This window comes from Sediminitomix flava, from assembly GCF_003149185.1.
In the GTDB taxonomy this organism is placed as follows: domain Bacteria; phylum Bacteroidota; class Bacteroidia; order Cytophagales; family Flammeovirgaceae; genus Sediminitomix; species Sediminitomix flava.
Window position 1 is genome coordinate 102,014 of record NZ_QGDO01000001.1, and the last position, 20,944, is coordinate 122,957.

14 protein-coding genes are annotated in these 20,944 nt (G+C 35.8%); 9 read left to right on the forward strand and 5 right to left on the reverse strand.

Going from position 1 to position 20,944, the window contains the following annotated elements; all coding sequences use genetic code 11:
* Positions 1-22: 22 nt before the first annotated feature.
* A complete protein-coding gene (locus tag BC781_RS00405) occupies positions 23-1,645 on the reverse strand; it encodes an aspartate:alanine exchanger family transporter (protein WP_109615273.1) in 1,623 nt (540 codons plus the stop codon).
* A 364-nt stretch (positions 1,646-2,009) separates the two neighbouring features.
* On the opposite strand from BC781_RS00405, the gene BC781_RS00410 reads away from it, so the two are divergent.
* The 3 genes from BC781_RS00410 (at position 2,010) to BC781_RS00420 (ending at position 6,335) form a co-directional block, all read left to right on the forward strand.
* A complete protein-coding gene (locus BC781_RS00410; protein WP_109615274.1) occupies positions 2,010-4,256 on the forward strand; it encodes a Tex family protein in 2,247 nt (748 codons plus the stop codon).
* Positions 4,257-4,379: 123 nt separating this feature from the next.
* Entirely contained in the window at positions 4,380-5,201 is an 822-nt protein-coding gene (locus BC781_RS00415; RefSeq protein ID WP_109615275.1) for a purine-nucleoside phosphorylase, read from the forward strand.
* A 225-nt stretch (positions 5,202-5,426) separates the two neighbouring features.
* Positions 5,427-6,335, forward strand: a complete 909-nt coding sequence (locus BC781_RS00420; protein ID WP_109615276.1) for a universal stress protein — start codon at positions 5,427-5,429, stop codon at positions 6,333-6,335.
* 89 nt (positions 6,336-6,424) lie between these two features.
* On the opposite strand, the gene BC781_RS00425 is transcribed toward BC781_RS00420, so the two are convergent.
* Both BC781_RS00425 and BC781_RS00430 read right to left on the reverse strand, forming a co-directional pair.
* A complete protein-coding gene (locus BC781_RS00425; protein WP_109615277.1) occupies positions 6,425-7,213 on the reverse strand; it encodes a hypothetical protein in 789 nt (262 codons plus the stop codon).
* Positions 7,197-8,804, reverse strand: coding sequence for a glutamate synthase-related protein (locus BC781_RS00430; RefSeq protein ID WP_109615278.1), 1,608 nt, complete (start codon positions 8,802-8,804; stop codon positions 7,197-7,199). Before BC781_RS00430 ends, BC781_RS00425 begins: the two co-directional genes overlap by 17 nt.
* Before the next feature lie 338 nt (positions 8,805-9,142).
* Here BC781_RS00430 and BC781_RS00435 point away from each other — a divergent pair, with 338 nt between their 5' ends.
* The 5 genes from BC781_RS00435 to BC781_RS00455 all read left to right on the forward strand — a co-directional run bounded on the left by BC781_RS00435 (position 9,143) and on the right by BC781_RS00455 (position 15,295).
* Entirely contained in the window at positions 9,143-10,651 is a 1,509-nt protein-coding gene (locus tag BC781_RS00435) for a GH3 auxin-responsive promoter family protein (protein ID WP_109615279.1), read from the forward strand.
* A gap of 410 nt (positions 10,652-11,061) precedes the next feature.
* Complete coding sequence (locus tag BC781_RS00440; RefSeq protein ID WP_109615280.1) at positions 11,062-12,114, forward strand: endonuclease/exonuclease/phosphatase family protein; 1,053 nt, start codon at positions 11,062-11,064, stop codon at positions 12,112-12,114.
* A 64-nt stretch (positions 12,115-12,178) separates the two neighbouring features.
* Positions 12,179-13,438 carry an asparagine synthetase B gene (locus BC781_RS00445; protein ID WP_109615281.1) on the forward strand — a complete coding sequence of 420 codons (1,260 nt, stop codon included), beginning with the start codon at positions 12,179-12,181 and terminating at the stop codon, positions 13,436-13,438.
* Positions 13,439-13,486: 48 nt separating this feature from the next.
* Positions 13,487-14,638 (forward strand): flavin monoamine oxidase family protein, encoded by a 1,152-nt coding sequence (locus BC781_RS00450; protein ID WP_109615282.1) that lies wholly within the window; start codon positions 13,487-13,489, stop codon positions 14,636-14,638.
* 132 nt (positions 14,639-14,770) lie between these two features.
* Complete coding sequence (locus BC781_RS00455) at positions 14,771-15,295, forward strand: GNAT family N-acetyltransferase (protein ID WP_109615283.1); 525 nt, start codon at positions 14,771-14,773, stop codon at positions 15,293-15,295.
* Here BC781_RS00455 and BC781_RS00460 read toward each other — a convergent pair.
* Positions 15,290-16,255 carry a helix-turn-helix domain-containing protein gene (locus BC781_RS00460; RefSeq protein ID WP_109615284.1) on the reverse strand — a complete coding sequence of 322 codons (966 nt, stop codon included), beginning with the start codon at positions 16,253-16,255 and terminating at the stop codon, positions 15,290-15,292. The two genes, BC781_RS00455 and BC781_RS00460, sit on opposite strands and share 6 nt — an antisense overlap.
* Positions 16,256-16,428: 173 nt before the next feature.
* Between BC781_RS00460 and BC781_RS00465 the strand changes: the two genes are divergently transcribed.
* Complete coding sequence (locus tag BC781_RS00465; protein ID WP_109615285.1) at positions 16,429-17,853, forward strand: DUF1254 domain-containing protein; 1,425 nt, start codon at positions 16,429-16,431, stop codon at positions 17,851-17,853.
* Positions 17,854-17,981: 128 nt separating this feature from the next.
* Here the strand turns inward: BC781_RS00465 and BC781_RS00470 are convergent, their stop codons facing one another.
* Positions 17,982-20,921: a M1 family aminopeptidase gene (locus tag BC781_RS00470; protein WP_109615286.1), complete on the reverse strand. Its 2,940-nt coding sequence runs from the start codon at positions 20,919-20,921 to the stop codon at positions 17,982-17,984.
* Between the last annotated feature and the right edge of the window lie 23 nt (positions 20,922-20,944).

A 20,944-nucleotide genomic window follows, 5' to 3' on the forward strand; every position in this document is an offset into this window, starting at 1 on the left:
TTATCAAAATAAAATTTATACTTTACGCAAAGAATGCGATAATCTGCGAACAGAAAATTACTGTCACCAATGCAAATGGATAAACCGTAGCATAAGCAACACTTGGTGCATCTGTATCAGTCATTGGCTCAATAGCACTCAAACCTGGTGTTGAAGTCATACCTCCTGTCAAGGCTCCTAAAGCTGAGAAGAAATTGATTTTCAATACAACTCTTGCAATTACCGTAGAAACCACCATTGGGATAATAGTAATCAAAGCACCAATTCCAAAGATTCCAAAACCATTTTCAGCAATAGTAGGAACAATTTTAGAACCTGCACCAACTCCTACAGGAGTAAGGAATAATACAAGACCAAGAAGTCTCAACATTGCATTACCCTCTGAAGATAAGTTCCAAATGATTGGCCCCGTTTTTCCTTTCCAGCTCAAAAGCAAAGCAGCGATCAATACACCACCTGTTAGTCCTAGGCTAAACTCATTTCCTCCAGGAAGAGGGAAATTCACTTTACCTAAAAGAACTCCGATTACGATACCCATAGCAATAGGTAAGAAATCTGCTTGTTTCAAGGCTTTAGAGCTATTCCCTAATGCCTCACAAAGTGGTACAAAGTTTCCTTTTGTTACCGATACTTTCAATTTATCTCCAAAACGGATTTTAGTACTTGGTCTTGGTACTAAATCAATATCCGCTCTACGAATCCTTACTACAGTTGCTTGGTAGTTATCTCTCAAGTTCAATTCTTGAAGAGATTTCCCTACAACATCTTGCTTGGTTGCGATAATCCAATCTACCTCAAAAAGACCTGAACGAGGGATTTTCTTATCAGTTGGCGTACCCAACAAAAGTTCTACTTTATGTAGTGCTTCAGAGGTACCTACGGCTCTCACCAAATCTCCTTCGCTTAAAACAGTATCTTGGTTTGGAGAAATACTTTCGTCACCATGCATTACACGAGAAATACTCGCTTTTGTCATAGAACGAATACTCAAATCACCAATTGTTTTTCCGAAGACATTCTGATTTGTGATGATGAAGTTTTGGTTGACTACTGGAGGAGCTGAGCTTGTTGTTTGAGCTTTGTAATTGTCATCTTCTTTCTTCAAATCTACTCTAAATAACTTTGGAGAAAGTCTTAAGAATAAAATTACACCAATCACCCCAAACGGATAAGCAATACCATAACCGATAGACGCAAGATCAGAACCTGTACTATCAATAGCAGCAGCCAAACCAGGCGTACTTGTTAATGCTCCAGTGAACAAACCTGCAGCAATATTGATATCCACATCAAACAAGAATGCTAAACCAAGTGTGGTCGCACAACCTGTTGTTACGGCCAGAACAGCCATAATAATCAACTTTGAACCTTGCGATCTGAAAGATTCAAAGAATGATGGACCAGCCTGCATCCCGATCGTGAAGATGAAGAGAATCAAGCCTAATGTTTGAATGATTTTAGGAATAGCAAAGGGTACTCCTAAAACTTCCTGAGTAAACCACCCATAGAAAAGGGCCACAAAAATAATTGCGGAAACCCCAAAAGAAATTCCCTTGATAGAAATTCGACCTAACAATATTCCTAAGCCAATAATGAGGAATAAAGCAAAATAGTCTGTTGTTAATACTTTAATGATGAAATCCATAAATTTCCTTTACGGTTTTAAGACACAAGAAACCTGTTAGTTGAAATATGGCACAAAGAACGAACATCCCAAAGTTGATTTAAATGATTCAAATCAGCTTAAATTGGGAATTAACTTTGAAGCATTTCATGAGAAATATTGTCGCTTTTTATCATGAAAACATAATTGCAGATTTTTTTTCTACTTAGAACATCTTTTTATTTTTATAGATTCGTACTTTGCAATTTTGTGGCGGCAGAAAGCAATTAATTCATATTTATCTTTACAACTTTCTCTTGAATTGGCGAGAAGATTGTAAAGGCTAGATTCAAAAATGTGCTTTTCCAGCATTAAGTGGAAAAACCAATAATCCAATTTTTGATTTATGGACAACAACATTAAAAGGATTGCAGTAGAGCTTAGCGCAGGACTAGGCCAAGTGGAAGCTACTGTAAAGTTATTAGATGAAGGAGCTACCGTTCCTTTTATTTCTCGTTACCGTAAAGAAGTAACAGGTTCTCTAGACGAAGTTGCAATTTCTCAAATCAGAGATCGTATTGAGCAACTACGTGAAATGGATAAGCGTAGAGAAACAATTTTGCGTACCATCGATGAGCAAGGCAAATTGACTGATGAGCTTAAGAAAAAAATCGATGCAGCAGAAACAATGGCTGAGTTGGAAGATTTATACCTTCCTTACAAACCAAAACGTCGTACAAAAGCACAAGTAGCTAGAGAAAAAGGCTTAGAACCTTTAGCTGATATCATTTTTGATGAGCAAAATATTGATGTAGAAGCTGAAGCTGCCAAATTTATTGATGCTGAAAAAGGTGTAGAAGATATCGAACAAGCTATGGCTGGTGCAAGAGATATCATCGCTGAAAAAATAAACGAAGACCAAGAGTCTCGTCAAGAGATTCGTGAGCTATTCGAAAAACAAGGTGTTTTCACTGCAAAAGTGATTCCTGGTAAAGAAGAAGAAGGTCAGAAATACAAAGACTACTTTGAATGGAGTGAAGGTGTTGAAAATGCACCATCTCACAGGGTACTAGCCATGAGAAGGGCTGAGAAAGAAATGATCATTTCTTTGAACTGTTCTCCTGAAGAAGGTGATGCACTTTTCAAATTAGAAGACAGATTTGTTCATGGTTCAGATCAAGTAAGACTTGCCGTTCGTGATGCATACAAACGTCTGATGAAACCATCAATGGAAACAGAGGTTCGTCTTTCTTCTAAAAAAAGAGCAGATGAAGAGGCAATTAATGTATTTGCTGAAAACCTTCGTCAGTTGCTATTAGCTGCTCCACTTGGGCAAAAATCAGTTTTAGCCATTGACCCAGGATTCCGTACAGGTTGTAAAGTGGTATGTTTGGACAAACAAGGAAAACTACTTTATAACACGGCAATATTCCCTAACGAACCTCAAAAGCAAACAGCAAAAGCAGGAGCTGAAGTTGCATACTTATGCGATAAATATAATATAGAAGCAATTGCGATTGGTAATGGTACGGCTAGCCGTGAAACAGAAGCTTTCGTAAAAAGCTTAGGTTTACCTTCTAAAATCCAAGTGATTGTAGTAAATGAAAGTGGTGCGTCTGTTTATTCTGCTTCTGAAGTAGCAAGAAACGAATTCCCAGATCATGATGTAACTGTTCGTGGAGCTGTTTCTATTGGTCGTCGTTTGACTGACCCTCTTGCTGAATTGGTAAAAATTGATCCTAAATCTATTGGTGTGGGACAATACCAACATGATGTTGACCAAACTTCATTGAAAAAAGGATTGGATGATGTCGTAATCAGTTGTGTGAATGCCGTAGGTGTAGAGGTAAATACAGCAAGTAAAGAACTTCTGACTTACGTTTCTGGACTTGGAGCGACCATTGCGGGTAATATCGTAAATTACAGAAACGAAAACGGTCCTTTCAAAACAAGAGCTGAACTTAAAAAAGTACCTCGTTTAGGACCAAAAGCGTTTGAGCAAGCTGCAGGTTTCTTGAGAATTCAAGACGCTAAAAACCCACTAGACAAAAGTGCAGTTCACCCAGAAAGCTATGACATTGTAGCTAAAATGGCTGCAGATCTAGGCTGTTCGGTTGATGATTTGATGAAGAACGATGAGAAACGCGGTCAAATCAAATTGCAAAACTACGTTACTGATACAGTAGGCCTTCCAACACTTACAGATATTGTAAACGAATTAGCAAAACCAGGTCGTGACCCTCGTGAGCAATTTGAAGCATTCTCTTTTGCGGAAGGAATTGAGCATCCTGAAGACTTGAAAATCGGAATGACGCTTCCAGGTATTGTGACTAACATTACAAACTTTGGCGCTTTCGTGGATGTTGGAGTTCACCAAGATGGTTTAGTTCATATTTCTGAGCTTTCAGACTCATTTGTAGATGACCCTAACAAAGTGGTTAAAGTTCATCAGAAAGTTGAGGTTAGAGTACTTGAAGTTGACCTAAACAGAAACAGGATTGCACTTTCAATGAAATCTGAAGGAAGCGGACCTGCAAGAAGTAAAAAACAAAAACGACAAGATCGACAGGAGCGACAAGAAGCTAGAGAAGAAAATACAGACAATCTTTCAATGGAAGAAAAGCTGAAAATGCTTCAATCTCGCTTCAAGTAAAACGATATAAACCGTTTCTTTTCACTAAGAAACGGTTTTTTTATTTTTTGCCTTTGAAACCATTATCTTTTAAACTAGATTTCGAGTTAATTGAAAACAGATTTCCATCAATAATTACGAAGTATGGAGGATATACTAAACAAAGTAAACGAAGCGGTTAACTATATTCAAGCAATAGATAATAGCACCCCAGAAGTAGGTATCATTTTAGGAACAGGATTAGGGGGATTGGTTAATCACATTGACATTGAACACTCAATCGATTATGCCAATATACCGCATTTCCCAACTTCGACGGTAGAGACTCATTCTGGGAAATTAATTCTAGGTACTCTCAGTGGAAAAAAAGTCATTGTGATGCAAGGACGATTCCATTATTATGAAGGCTATTCTATGAAAGAAGTAACTTTCCCTGTAAGAGTAATGAAGTTTTTAGGTATTCAGAACCTATTTATTTCCAATGCTGCAGGTGGAATGAACAAATCTTTCCAAAAAAGTGACCTAATGGTGATTGAAGATCATATCAACCTTTGTTATGAAAATCCACTTACAGGTAGAAATATCAACGAATTTGGAGATCGTTTTCCAGATATGTTTGAGCCTTATTCAAAGTCATTCATTGAACTCGCTCATAAAGTGGCGAAAGACAATGAGATTGATCTGAAAGAAGGTGTTTATGTTTCAGTTCCTGGGCCAAATCTTGAAACCAGAGCGGAGTACAGATTTTTGAGTATGATCGGGGCTGATGCTGTTGGAATGTCTACGGTACCAGAAGTTATTGTGGCTGTACAAATGGGATTACCTGTTTTAGCTGTCTCTGTAATTACCGATTTATGTTACGAAGGTGCTCTGCATAAAGTTAATATTCAGGATATTATTCAAGCTGCGGCAAAAGCGGAACCAAATTTGATTCAACTTTTTAGAGAAATTCTTTCTCAGATATAATTATTTTACAAAAATAAATAACACATAGAAGTCTCATTATCACCTTATAAACGAAAAAAGGTTCACAGAATATCACATTTTAACAAAACCATTTCACTATTAGCGTGTTAGTATGTTTATGCAAATGTGAATAATTACAAATTTTGTGTATTGAGTTATCCACTGACTTAATTTTTTAAAAAAAGTTTGAGGTGTTTTTGAAACTAAAAAAAACCGATATTGGCAATGCATCAACCTAATTCTCTTCTCGTAACTCTCGATTTAAGTCCGATGGATGAGTCTTTGATCAGATACGCATTTTCTGTAGCTGATGGACTAATGGATATTGAACGTATTGTGCTTATACATGTAGGAAAAAACCTAGATAAGATGGTTCCTCATGAAAATGGTCACATTACTAAAAAAGAATCGATACATAAAAAAATAGAGGATTTACTCTATAAAACCGTTACAAGAGAAATCACGGAACAAGTAGGAATAGAAGTAGTAGCAGGAGAACCATTACAGGAAATCTTGAGGATTAGCCGTGAAATGGACATTGATGGTATTCTTGTAGGTAAGAAAAATATCAGCGATGGTTCAGGATTATTAGCTCGAAGAATCACTAGAAAAGCACTCTGTACAGTATTGGCTGTAACAGAAAAACTTCCAGTGAGCCCTAAAAAAATACTTGTACCACTAGATTTCTCAAAAACTTCAGAAATTGCGATGAGCCGTGCAATGGCTTATGCTCAACGCACAGGTTCTGAAATACTTTGTTTGAATGTGGTCAGTTTACCGCAAGGATTCTATGCTTCAGGAAAATCTGAAGAAGAGTTTGGCGCGATAATGAAACAAAACTGCATCAAAAAATATAAGCAGTTTATCCATAAATTTGAATCTGAAGATGTAAAAATATCGAGCAGATTCCAATTTGATCCGAATAACTCTGTGGCTAAAATCATCAACAATATTGCTTTGGTTGAAGATATTGATGTCATCGTTATTGGATCGAAAGGTCGTACTGATTTAGCTGCTACATTCTTAGGTAGTGTTACTGAAAAAGTACTCCTTCACAATATGAGTATTCCAACTTTAGTTGTAAAAGAAAAATCAAAGAACTTGAGTTTATTCGGTGCTTTGATGAACATATAAGATAATGACAAACGCAAATACTTTTCATAACTCACAAACCCTCAGACTTCTAGTTTGAGGGTTCTTTATTTTCCAAGCACTTACCTTCTTCAATTTTCAAGACCTAAATACACATTGCTTACTTCTTGAATAAACTCTTGCAATATATAATGTTCAGCTTCAGCTAAAGTGAGATACGCCCCTTTCCAATTCTCTTCTATTTTCCACGCTCCTACTTTCAAAGGCTTATAAAAGGTATAGTCTAAGTCATAATCATTCAGACCATAAGCTGAATAATAAAAGTAAGATTCTTCAAACAGAGAATCTTTCATAGCTAAACCAAAACCTAGACCTATATTTTTATTTGGAGTCACATATATTCCTGTATCAAAATGATGCGGCCAAATTCTGATTTCTCCATTAGTCTGTAAATGATTTAGCAACAACATACATGCTTCATTTGCCATTGCTCGATTCTTAGTCCATTCTAATTTTTCTTTCTCAGATAAAGCTGGAAATACATTATTCTTAAAAGGATATGCTGTGATTTGAAAATGTAATCCTTTGATATAGTCCTCTGATTTTAGCCCTAAATCAGCTATAAAAGATTGAAGAATCCGCTCAATCTCCATTTGAGTTTTACCTTCAATAGATACCCTAATCAAAATATTCCACTTATCATCTATGAGCTGAAAATCAAAAGCTAGTAAGTTCAAAACCATCATCACTCTACCTTTTTTGCTTTCTACCCACCTTCCAAATAAACGCATTCCTATAGAATCAAAAGCTAGATTTGTATGGCTATCATCACTTTTCTTTGGAACATAACTACGGTTGAACTTCGCGATGCTTTGAGACAGTTGGTGAATATATTCATCGGTTTTATTGTACTCCTGCATACTTTATCCCTGTTAACAAATGAGTTTGATAATCAAGAGTAGAAAGGTCACTAAAGTTAAACTGATTGAATGAATGATGACCACAACTTCTCGCAACAACTTTCATTAACTCTGAAGAAGCATTAAAGAAATTAGCTAATTGCTGAGCTGACTTTTCAATGATTAATCTACTTCTAAGATTTTCTTTTTGAGTGGCAATCCCAACAGGACAATTATTTGTTCCACATGCTCGCATTCCCAAACAACCAATGGCTTGTAAGGCGGCATTAGAAACTGCAATCGCATCTGCCCCCAACATCATTGCTTTAGCGAAATCTTCAGGAACTCTTAATCCTCCTGTGATAATTAAGGTTATATCTTTCCGACCTAATTTATCTAGATGTCTTCTCGCTCTTGCAAGTGCAGGAATTGTTGGTACATTTATATTATCTCGTAGAATGGTGGGTGCTGATCCTGTCCCCCCTCCTCTTCCATCCAAAATAATGTAGTCTACCCCGACTTTAAGAGCAAAATCTATATCATCTTCGATCCTACTTGCAGCTATTTTAAACCCCACAGGAATCCCTCCTGTTTGGCTACGTACTTCTTCAGCGAAAGCTTTAAAGTCTTCAGCTGTTTTTAAATCTGGAAAAGCAGCTGGAGAAATAGCTGTTTCACCTTCTTTAAGACCTCTCACTTCTGCTATTTCTTTAGAGACTTTATTTCCTGGTAAATGTCCACCTGTTCCCGTTTTTGCACCTTGCCCTCCTTTGAAATGAAATGCTTGTGCTTTTTTCACTTTATCCCATGAAAAACCAAACTTGGCAGAAGCCAATTCATAGAAATACCTTGAATTATTTGCTTGTTCATCAGGCAACATACCTCCTTCCCCACTACAAATCCCTGTTCCTGCCATCTCGGCTCCTTTTGACAGTGCAACTTTAGCTTCTTGAGAAAGAGCTCCAAAACTCATATCAGAAACAAAAAAGGGAAGGTCCAACTTCAAAGGTTTTTTCGCATTAGCTCCAATGACTACTGAAGTTTCTACAGATTCTTCATCCAATAATGGTCTACGAGATAACTGAGCTGGAAGAAACTGAATATTTTCCCACTTGGGCAAAAGGTTACGATCTACCCCCATACTTGCTGATGGCCCATGATGACCAAAATTTGATAAACCATTTTTAGCCAATTCCTTTATATAAGCAGTATAAGGTTCCGTATTCTCTGGATGAGTATCCATATAAAGTCCTTGATACTCTTCACGATTAAATGGTTGAGGGTGTTTTTCAGCAAATGCTAATATTTCGGAGCGATCGACACATACAAATCCTTCATTTTTATGCGTAGTAAACTTATGAAGCGCTTCTTTATTATTGTATGCACTCACTCCAGTATCTAATCTATAATCCCAATTATGAACTCCACAAATTAAGTTTTCGCCATCTACAAAGCCATCAGACATCAATGCACCTCTATGTAAACATCTGCCATATAAAACTGAAATCTGATCATCAAATTTGATAACCACTAAATCAATTTCTTCAGCAAGAGCATAAGTAGGTTTTCTATCTTCTAATCGTTTTTCTTCAATGAGTTTTATCAGGTCCATCGTAATTGTAATTGGGTATCAAAACAGGTGTAAATAATCTAGTATTCAACTTACTTAGAAGTTTAAAAAGTTATCAGATTTTATCTTAGAAAAAAGTACACCCAATCTTGACTAAGAAACTAAAATTCAAATTCGTGAAGTTAAATGAGCTTTTCTCTAAGTTATTTACATTCACTTATTATGAATCAAATATTTTATAACCCTATGCTATCCTATCACACTTGAGACTATAATTCATAGAAAAGAAATAATACTTTTCTACCTCTGAAGTGGATAAATCTTATATTTGTTCTTATTGATTAATTTTTTTTGGATTCAGATCACAATCAATAGCCATTATGGGATTGAAATCTATATTAAGTAAGCCCCTTGCTAAATACACTGTTAAACAACAGAATAAATGGGCTAAGCAGCCAGTTAAGGCTCAGGATGATGTTTTTAAGTCTTTGATTTCGGGTGCTGAACATACCGCTTTCGGTAAAGATCACAACTTCAATGAGATCAAAAATTATGAAGACTTCAAAAAGCATGTCCCTATTCGTGATTATGAAGATTTAAGACCTTATATAGATCGAATTATTGCGGGAGAAAGTGATGTTTTGTGGAAAGGAAAACCGACTTATTTGGCAAAAACATCTGGTACTACTTCAGGGATGAAATACATTCCTATTACCAAAGACTCTATCCCTAATCATATTAATTCTGCAAAAAACGCAATGTTGAATTACATTGCAGAAACAGGAAATGCTGAATTTTTAGATCATAAAATGATTTTCCTTTCGGGAAGTCCTGTACTTGATAAAGTTGGAGGAATACTTACAGGTAGACTTTCGGGTATTTCAAATCATATGGTTCCTTCTTACCTCAAAAAGAACCAAGTACCTACTTACGAAACAAACTGCATCGAGGATTGGGAAGATAAACTAGACAATATCGTTAGAGAAACTTTCGATGAATCAATGTCATTTATCTCTGGTATTCCACCATGGGTTCAGATGTATTTTGACCAATTGGAAGAAAAATCTGGTAAGAAAATAGCTGACCTATTCCCTAACTTCTCTCTGTTCATGTATGGTGGAGTAAATTTCGCGCCTTATAGAGAAAAGTTATTTGACTCAATCGGTAAAAAAGTTGATTCTATTGAGACTTACCCAGCTTCTGAAGGTTTCATTGCGTTCCAAGATTCTCAAAAAGAAGACGGACTTCTAATACAATTAAATTCTGGTATTTTCTTTGAATTCGTACCTGTAGAAGAATACGGTTCTGATAACCCGACTCGTCTGAGTATTAAAGATGTTGAACTGGGCAAAAACTACGCTCTAATTCTTAATTCAAATGCAGGACTTTGGGGGTATTCAATTGGCGATACGGTCAAATTTGTTTCAAAAGACCCTTACCGATTAGTTGTAAGTGGACGAATCAAACATTACATCTCTGCATTTGGAGAGCACGTAATTGGAGAGGAAGTTGAGAAAGCAATGAATCATGCTTTGAGCGTTTGTCCTGAAGTAAAAATCACTGAATTTTCTGTAGCACCTCAAGTAAACCCAACTGAAGGTTTACCTTATCACGAGTGGCTTGTTTCGTTTGAACAACTCCCAAATGACTTGGATAAGTTTGGGAAAGCTATTGATGAAAAATTGAGTGAGTTGAACGGGTATTACAAAGATTTGATTGTAGGTTCGATCACTCGAAACGCTGTAATCACGCCGCTTCAAAAAGACGCATTCCAACAATATATGAAATCTATTGGCAAGCTTGGAGGACAAAACAAGGTTCCTCGTCTGGCTAACAATAGAGATATTGCGGATAAAATTTTGGAGTGGAAATTAGAAGAGACTAAATAAAAAAATGAATACACAAGGGAGGTTTTTTAACCTCCCATTGTGATTCTTTCAACCAGCTATGAAAAGAAATATTTAATGCAAAGCTTTAAATATTTACTAATATCAATACAAATATAGCAATTGTTAACGAACGCCAAACTTGCCCTTTTTATTTTTTCAGAAAAAGTTCTTTCAAAGTCAATTTTCTTCTTAGCTTCTCAAAAAGTATTGAAATATAAACACTTACCCACACACCAAATTGAAAGTTTTAGCGAATTCTTACGCTCAGAACAGCTACTTTCTCTCACTAAAAAGCTCAAACAGTATTTGAATTGAAAAAAGAAATGATAAACTATACAATTCATTACTAAGGCAATATTCGGTACTTTTATTACTCAACTTGAATCTGAAAATCATACGAATTCATTTTTATGAAGTCAATTCTAAGATATGCTTTACCTATTTTACTTTTAGCCTTTATCATTTGGGATAAATTATTTCCTGATTTAAACGAGTTTGGAATTGCATTAAATTATATCATGCCATTTCTGAGCTTTTCCTTACTACCCTATATATTTTACTTTGTCCTTAAAAGAAAGTGGAAAACTGTCTTCCTAGCTCTTCTTACCGTTATTTTATCTATTCCCTTCTTGCAAGGCGTATTTTCTTGGACTTTATTTTCTGAGAATAATCCAGATTTCATCAAAGTCTTGAGTTATAATACGAGAGTGTTTAATATCTATAAACACCTGAGCGGAAATGAAGATGAAAATATCAAGGGTGCACTTTCCTTTGGGATTGAACATCCTGCTCAGATTAAGTGTTTTCAAGAATATTTTAATGCTAAAGATGCCGAAAGAGAATATTTAAGAATCACAAAAGCCTTTGAGGATAGTTCCTATTTTTCACATACACATGCCTTTTTGAAAAATCATGTCGATCATGAATTTGGTTTGGCTATCTTCTCAAAATTTGAGATTGTTGATCGGGGAATTGTTCCTATCAGTAGTTCGAGACAAACCAATGGAGCTATTTATGCTGATATAAAAATTAGAGACAATAAAGTTAGAGTTTATAATATTCACCTTGAGTCTCTCGGAGAAAAATTCCCTTCGAAGCTTTTGGAACCTAAAGTGTTTATTGCTTTCTGGCAAAGCTTCACCGATCGATACCAAAAGAGAGTCATTCAAATACAGGAAATTGTCGATCATGTTCAGAATAGTCCTTACCCTGTAATTCTCTGTGGAGATTTAAACGATGTACCTCACGCCTACAGTGGACGTTTATTAAATCAAAACTTATCCTCTTCATTTGAAAAAAAAGGACAAGGTTTTGGCTTTACATTGAATAAAGATAATCTCCTATTTTTCAGAATCGATCAACAGTTTTTTAGTGAAGGGCTTAAAATTCATGACTTCAAAACACTAAATCATATAAAATGGTCAGACCATTTTCCAATAGAAGCTGAATATTCCTTTAAATAATGTCATTTTTTTACTTATTATAGTAGAAATCTTTTGTGATCTAGACCGTTGTAGTTGGAATAAAATGAAAAAGATACTTTTATCTATACTTGCTATTTTTCTTTGTGGAACGCTACAAGCTGCACATATCCTCATTCCGATGGATGACAGCCAAGAGAACCATTTGAAAGCATATGGCATCGCTTATTGGATTTTGGAAAAGGAAGTAGAAGCCGAATGGTTTCTTAATTATAGAGGTGGAAGTTTCTTGATTCCTTATTTGCAAGATTTTGAAAATGAACTTGTCATCAGAGATGTTTCTTATGAAGTAATTTCGAGTGCTCAAGTTCGAGAAATCAAAACTATGATCAGCCATGCTGAATCGAATATGGATATCATGAAACTTGAGGTAGCACCTAAAATTGCAGTCTATTCTCCACCCAATAAGCAACCTTGGGACGATGCCGTTACGCTCGTTTTGACTTATGCAGAAATACCTTATGACATTGTTTTTGATGATGAAGTGTTAGAAGATGACCTACCTCAATACGACTGGCTCCACCTCCATCATGAAGATTTCACTGGGCAATATGGTAAATTCTATAGAGCATTCAGACATCAAGCTTGGTACAAAGAGCAACAAAAAACTTATGAAGCTTCTGCGAAAAAACACGGATACGATAAGGTTTCTCAATTAAAACTTGGAGTAGCTCAAAAAATTAGAGACTTCTGTGCTGGTGGTGGCTTTCTATTTGCAATGTGCTCTGCTACTGACACCTATGATATTGCTCTAGCTGCAGCAGGAGTCGATATCTGTCACGAAGTTTTTGATGGAGATCCTCCATTTTCTGATGCACAAGAAAGACTTGATTACTCAAAAACTTTTGCCTTTCATAAATTCAAACTCTACCAAAACCCGATGGTATATGAGTATTCTGATATTGATCAGCAATACAGGGAAAGAGGTTTAACAGAGGCAAATGATTTCTTTACCTTATTCAAGTTTTCGGCAAAATGGGATCCTATTCCAACGATGTTGACTCAGAATCACAAGCACGTTATCAAGGGTTTTATGGGGCAGACTACTGCCTACAAGAAAAGACTTGTAAAGCCAGAAGTCATCATCATGGGGGAAAATAAATCTTTGAATGAGGCAAGATATATTCACGGAACTTACGGAAAAGGAACTTGGACATTCTATGGCGGTCATGACCCTGAAGATTATATGCACCATGTAGGTGAAGAACCTACAGACTTAAACCTTCATCCAAACTCGCCTGGTTATCGTCTAATTCTGAACAACATATTATTCCCTGCGGCCAAGAAAAAGAAACAAAAAACCTGATTTGATGTCATCTAACATCAGTTATCATTTAGAGCCTTTGGAATAAATATGACACGAAAAGAGTTTATTAAAATCTGTGGAATACTTGGTTTAACACTCCCTTTTCAGTCTATATTTTCCAAAGGCTCTTCTCGTATCTCATCCCAAGAAGTAATCATCATAGGTGCTGGAGCTGCTGGCATGACTGCTGCTTATTTACTCAATCAAATGGGTATTTCATTCAAGATCCTTGAAGCAAAGCCAACTTATGGAGGTCGAATGAAAAAGCTTGAAGACTTCACCGATTTCCCACTTTCACTTGGCGCTGAATGGCTTAGCACGAATACAAATATCTTTGAAGAAATTATCAACAATCCTAAGGTTAAAATCGACATTGAAACAACTCGATACAATCCTTTGGAGAGTTCTTTAACATGGAAAAAAAGAAAGCTCAGATCAGGTATTATCGGATTTTTTAATGACAAAAAATTCGTCAATAGCTCTTGGCTCACTTTCTTCGAACAGTACATTCTCCCTTCAATTTCAGCCTATACACACTTCAATACAATTGTAAAGACTATCGATTATACTTCTGAAAAAATAAAAATCACAACAGATACAACTGAATACAATTGTGATAAAGTCATTGTAACAATCCCTGTTAAAATGATGCAGAACAGAAGTCTTGATTTCCTACCTCCTCTTCCAAAAGAACAACAGAAAGCTTTTGATACGGTCATGGTTTGGGATGGTTTGAAAGCCTTTATTGAGTTTTCGGAAAAATTCTACCCTGCCTTTACTGAATTCAAAATTAGACCTAAAAAATCGGGTCAAATAGCTTACTACGATGCTTCATATGGACAAAACACAGACAAACATATTTTAGGATTATTTGCGGTCGGAGAAGCTTCTAGCCCCTACCTAACAAAAAATAAAGAAGAGCTAACTCGCTATATTTTAAATGAATTGGATCAGATGTTTGAGCAGAAAGCTTCTTCTAATTTCATTAAAATAACAGTGCAGAATTGGACAAATGAAGCCTTTATAGAAGGAACTTATGTCTACGATTATGAAGATTACAGAAAAGTAGAAAAGCTAGGAGCTCCACTCGCTAATAAAGTATTCTTTGCTGGAGAAGCTTATACAAATGGTAACAATTGGGGCTTTGTACATACGGCTACACAATCAGCACAAGCCGCTGTTTTAAGAATGTTCACTTAATACTTATCCAAAAATAGAATAGTACTTTTTCGATCTCCTCTTTTTCCAATAAATTTGCACCGCAAAAACTTATAAAACCAAAAGCACGGCTATTACCATTGAAACTTCTATGGATAACAAGAAAACAAACAAATGACAACTCAAACTCATATCATCAGAAATGCCAAAGAAGAAGAATTCGCTACAATCGGAAAACTGATGGTAAATGTATATTCCAATCTTGAAGGATTCCCAAAAGCTGATGAACAGCCACAATATTATGAGATGCTCACTAACATCGGAGAAATTACAAAAAAGCCTTTTACTGAATTAATCGTAGCAGTTTCAAAAAAAGGAAAAGTTGATGGAGCTGTCGTTTATTTTAGTGATATGACAAGTTATGGCTCAGGAGGTTCGGCTACTCAAGAGAGAAATGCATCAGGATTCAGACTTTTAGCGGTATCAGAAAATGTTAGAGGTTTAGGTTTGGGTAAAAAGTTAAGTTTGGCATGTATTGAAAAAGCGAAGAATATCGGTCATCAAAAAGTAGTCATTCACTCTACAGAATACATGAAAAAAGCTTGGAGAATGTATGAAAATTTAGGCTTTGGACGAGCTGAAGATTTAGATTTCAAGCAAGAATCATTGCCTGTATTCGGATTTAGATTATTCCTATGAACGTAACTCATTTGGGCTATACCCAAAAAACTTTTTAAATGTAGTACTAAAGTGAGATAGACTACTAAAACCTAGATTTTCACCAATCTCATAGATGGACTTATCAGAATACTTTATCAATCTATTCGCCTCTTCCATTCGATGTTGATTAAAAAACTTTAGAATCGGCATCTGGTAAACAGCTTTAAATGTTCGGTGAAGTTTGGAAAGACTCATATTGTAATGCTCACTTAACGCTTTCAAATTTGGTTGAGAGCTAAAATCACTCAGAATATCCTCTTTCAACTTCAACATCAAATTCAAATCTTCGGCATGTACATTCGTTGCAAACAATTCATTCTCTTCTTTTTCTACCAAGAGTAAAATTCGTCCAATAATCTCATAAGCTCTCGCAAAAAATATAATTCTCCTTAAGTCTTCATTCATGGAAACCTTATAAGTTTCTCTAACCAAAGCCTCTATTTCTGGCGTCAATCGATAATACAAAAACCACTGGTCATGCTGTTGTAAAACCTCTTTGAGTTTATACGCTGTTTTTTCATTCCATTGGTGAAAATACGCATGAGGAAAACGAATAACCATCCATTGTAATCTTGTATTTATAGGGAAAGTTACTTCATAAGGTTGGGCTGCATTGTACATAAAAATCCCTTCAGAAGTATGTTCTCTATTTTTAAGATTTTTGATTTCACCATTAAAGCCAATCCTTATGGCTACGTACTTCTCACTTTTCGTTGGTTTATTTACAAGTCGTAGTTTCTTTTTCAAAAGTAAAGAAGTCACCCCTACAATCATTCCGTTTGGATAAGAGAATGAAACAACTTGATAGTCCCCATTCTGATCTAAAAATGCCAAAGATTCACCATCCCAATTCCCACCTTTCTCATGACTAATTTGATGAAAAAATGAAGCGGAATTATCATCTGAAACATTTATAAGAAATTCATTTTCATCTTCCATTACTTTCCTTTTATAAAATTCACACACAATCAAGTTGACAGAAATTCAAAACTGCTTGACATTTTTTCAAAACAATATTCTCAAGGAATCTCCCCTCCTTTGTAACAACGAAAAAATCAAAAGAAAACGCTTCTATAGAATTAGAATTTCGGATTCTTATTTAAACACTAACAATGATGAAAAAATCAAAAATAAACTTCACTCTTTACACCTTAATTGCCTTTCTGTTTTTAGGAAATCTATCTATTTCCTACGCTCAAAACAAATCAGTCTCATATTCAGAAAGAGAACAAGCTCAATATAATTACTCATACAGCTTAGGTGTACAAGCCGTAGTGTACGGATGGGCTCCTGTAATGATGGATGTCGCTAAAGTTCTTCAAACTTCTGTTGATCAGCCAATGAATAACGGTCAAGCTCCTATCAATGAATTTGGCCCTATTACTAGACTTTGGGATTATAGAGATCGATCATATACAACTCCTAATAATGATACATTCTACCTTCAAGGTTGGTGTGATTTGGAAGAGCAACCTATTGTCATTTTTGTTCCAGAAATCAAAAATCGTTATTGGATCATGCAAATTGTAGATATGTACACAGAATCGGTTGTCGATCTTTGTAATGCAACAATTGGCGAAGAAGGTGGCTATTTTGTGCTTGCTAAAAAAGGCTATACAGGAGATTTACCAGAGAATGTGCCTGTGTATTATTCTTCAACTAGATACATTTGGTTAGCGGGTCGATTGGGTGTTGAAAACGAAAAAGATTTGAAGATTGCTAGAGATTTACAAAAGCAATTTAGAATGATGCCTTTGAACCAATACCCTAATGGAGGAGTACAGCCTGAACCAAAAAATATTGAAGGTGCTCCAAAAGTAGAATTTCCTGCAGGACTAGATTGGTTTAAGCGACTAGATCAAGTTTTAGCTGAAAATCCAATGCCAGAAGATGTTGAACTTGTAGATAGTTTCAAACATATCGGAATTGGTGAAGGAAGTATTGATGGACTCAATGAAGTTCAAAAAGAGGCACTAAAGGCGGCATTTAATGATGGATTTCAAATAATTCTGGATGCTGCAAAAAATAGTAACACAGCTGTAAATGGTTGGAACTGGGAATTCAACGCAGGAATATACGGTACTGATTATCTTTCAAGAGCTGCAATCAATATGAATTCAATTGGCTTAAACTCTCCTGAAAGAGCAATGTACCCTAAAAGATACGTTGATGACCAAGGAATTCAGCTTAATGGTGAGAATACTTATGAAATCACGCTCCCTGCTCACATTCCTGTCAGAACTGAAGTTGGTGGTTTTTGGTCTGTCACTATGTATGATGCTAAAGATCGTTTCATGGTAGAAAATGAAATCGATAGATATAAAATAGGATCAATGACTGAAGGCTTAAAAAGAAATGATGATGGCTCTGTCACTATTATTATTTCGAATAAAAAGCCTAAAAATAAAAAGATGAGAGCAAACTGGCTACCAGCTCCTGCTGATGATTTCATGCTTCAATTCAGGTTATATGAACCAGAAGAAGTCATCTACAAAGGAGAATATGAACTACCTCAATTATACAAGATTGAAAAATAACTTCAGTGCAAACCAACAATTAATAAATGAAAAAGCCCTTCCATTGATTTGGAAGGGTTCTTTTCGTAAAAAAGGCATGACTTCAAATTCTGAAGCCACACCTAAGCATACATAAACCACGAAAGATTTTAAATTTCTTCTTCTTTTTCTAAACAGAGATCACCTAAAGCCTCCACTTTTACTCCTAACCAGTCTTTAAGTTGGCTATATATTCTAATCTGATCTTCAACTGAGAAATGTCTTATTCGGGTAGCGTGACTACCTTTTTTAAGTACCATTTTTAGTGCATTTGTTTTGTCCGAAGGATTCACAGCACAGGCTCCCCAAGTATCATATTCGCCATAGATATAAAGAATATTATCTCCTTTACTTTCTAAAAAGTCTACGACCTCTTTCATATAATTAGGATTATAGGTTAAATCCACATTTTGAGGTGCAAAAAAGGAATTTGTAGGCTTGTGTACGATCTCCAACAAATCAGCGACAGGAGTTGTATCAAAACCATAATAGCCCAATTCTTTCATATGCTGATAATAAGAAGGAAGTAACCTGTCAATCGTTATATCAGAATAAAAACTAATGCCTACAATCTGATTTAGATAATTAAACAGTTCTTTTGCAGGTGCATCTTTTGTTGGAATGTCTGATACGTTACCTCCCCATTGCCAATATGAAAATGGGAATTCTAAAACAGCATATTCTAACGCGACTTCCAGACCAACACTAAACTTCATTTCTTTCTTAGCTGCATATTGTTCTATTTCTTTTAAAACTTCTGTTCGGTTTTGTAGAACGGTTCGCTGAAATTCGGTGATTCGTTTTCTCGTTGTTTTTTCTCCAACTGTGTTGATGTGCTGATCGGTACGAGGATCTTCGACGCCCAAAATTATTGGAGCGACATAAGGTACAGCAACATCAACATCATTTGGATACTTACTTTTATAGATTAAGGTAGTTTCTCCACCTTTACTAACTCCTGAACTAATCCACTTTCCTGTATAGACATTTTTCAATTTTGAAACGATTCTATGGTAATCCTCTATTGCGAGATCATTGGTTAAATACTTCCAAGGAATACCTCCTTTCGGAACGGATTCTCCATAAAAACGATACTCCACCAATAGCTGATTTCCTTTCGTAATCTTACTGATTTCTCTAGGATAATTGTACAATTGGTAACCTTCGGTTTCAATCAAAATCGGTTTCTCAAAATCAACATGCCCCAAATACATTTTCTGTTCGAATGTTCCATTTTTAGGGTTCGAATGATCTAAAGGTTGTGGCAAATAAATCTCGTAATATTGTGTGAAATGAGCTTTGCGTTTTACTTCCTTCAATTTTGCTTTCGGGAATTGAGCTAAAAATGCTGCTCTTACTTTTTCCTTTTCACTTTGATCTGAAGCTTTATAAATCCAGTTTTCAGGGTCAACCAATACTTCCTTCACTCCTTTTTCTAAAGGAATTTTAACCTCTTCCAGTCCAACTTCAATTCGTTTTTTCTTCCCATCAATCACAACTTCTACGGGCATTGGAAAAGCTAACTTTTTTGGAGTATCCCATTGCAAAGTCAAATTCGACTCCGTCTGATTAATTACTAAATTGGGTAAATCTGGTTGACGTAAATACAACTCAAAATACCAATCTAGCTCCATGCCACTTTCCTCTTCCATGATTCGGATAAAGTCCGTTGAATTTACAAAGTGACATTGACTGCCATCTGTACTTCTTTCGGCTTCTTTGGTTGGATAAGCCAACTTCCTGATACCTTTCAACAAAGCTTCTTCTCCTACCAAATACCTCAAGGTATGCAAAACTAAAGCCCCTTTAGTATAAATATCGCCATCACTTTCTATATAGCATGGCCCAAAGAAATACTTCTCCAGTGTTGATTTTGACTCTAAAGGAGCTAGCGCCTGTTTGTTTCTAACCTTTGGTTTTAAAGTGGAGATATACTTGTGGTATGCAGGCATTCCACCCAATTCTTCAGCATACAATACCTGCATATAGATACAAAATCCTTCATGAATCCAGAAGTCTTTCCAATCACTCGCTGTCACCAAATTGCCCCACCATTCATGTCCTAATTCATGATGATGTAGGAAATCAAACCCGAATTCATTATTTGTGAAGTCTGCACCATAAGCAATTGCAGTTTGGTGTTCCATTCCTAAATGTGGTGTTTCCACAATTCCATATTTCTCCGAACGAAATGGGTAAGGACCTAAGACTTTTTCATAAAACTTCAAATGATCTTTAAACTGTGGAAATTGAGCCTTTGCTTGCTTTTTATGCTCTGGTAAAACCCACCAATTTAAAGGCATTTCTTCACCCAATACATTTGTATAATCGAGTTTCAAATGTTCGTATGGCGCGATGTTAAGAGCAATATTATAATTATTGATCGGAGAATTGACAATCCATTGGAATGTATTTGAATCACCACTTTTACTTACATTTTCCAAAACTCCATTTGAAACGACCTCTAAACCTTTTGGTACAGTAATATTCAAACGCACATGCTCGGCTTCATCTGAAGGATGGTCTTTACACGGAAACCACAAATCTGCACCATCAAACTGGCATGCTGTAGCGATCCAAGGTTTACCCTCTTCTGTTTCTTCCCACATAAAACCTCCGACCCAAGGCGGTCGAGGAGCAACTTTAGGCTTACCACTATAATAAACTCTGATTGCAAACTCTTCTTGAGGTTGAAAAGTGAAATGAGGCGTACAATAAAGTTTTAAGTCTTTGTGCTCAAAATCTATCGGTAAAAGCGCACCTTCTTTCTCCAAAACTACTTTCGAAACTTCAAAAGCAGAGTCTAAGTCCAAGACAATCTGATCAATTGGAGAAAGAACATCTGCTTGTATTCGTACACTCCCTCTGATTGCTTTTTGCTCTATTAAAATAGATAAATCTAAATCGTATTGACGAACATCATATGAAGCTTGAGCATAGGATAGCAGCCCTCCTGAATCTGTTGGCTTTACTCCCAAATAACGTTGTGCATTTATTTGAAAAGAAATTAAACAGAACAAGAGACTAAAAAGTATAGTCGTTTTTGTCATTGTATTAAATAGTTGATCTTAAA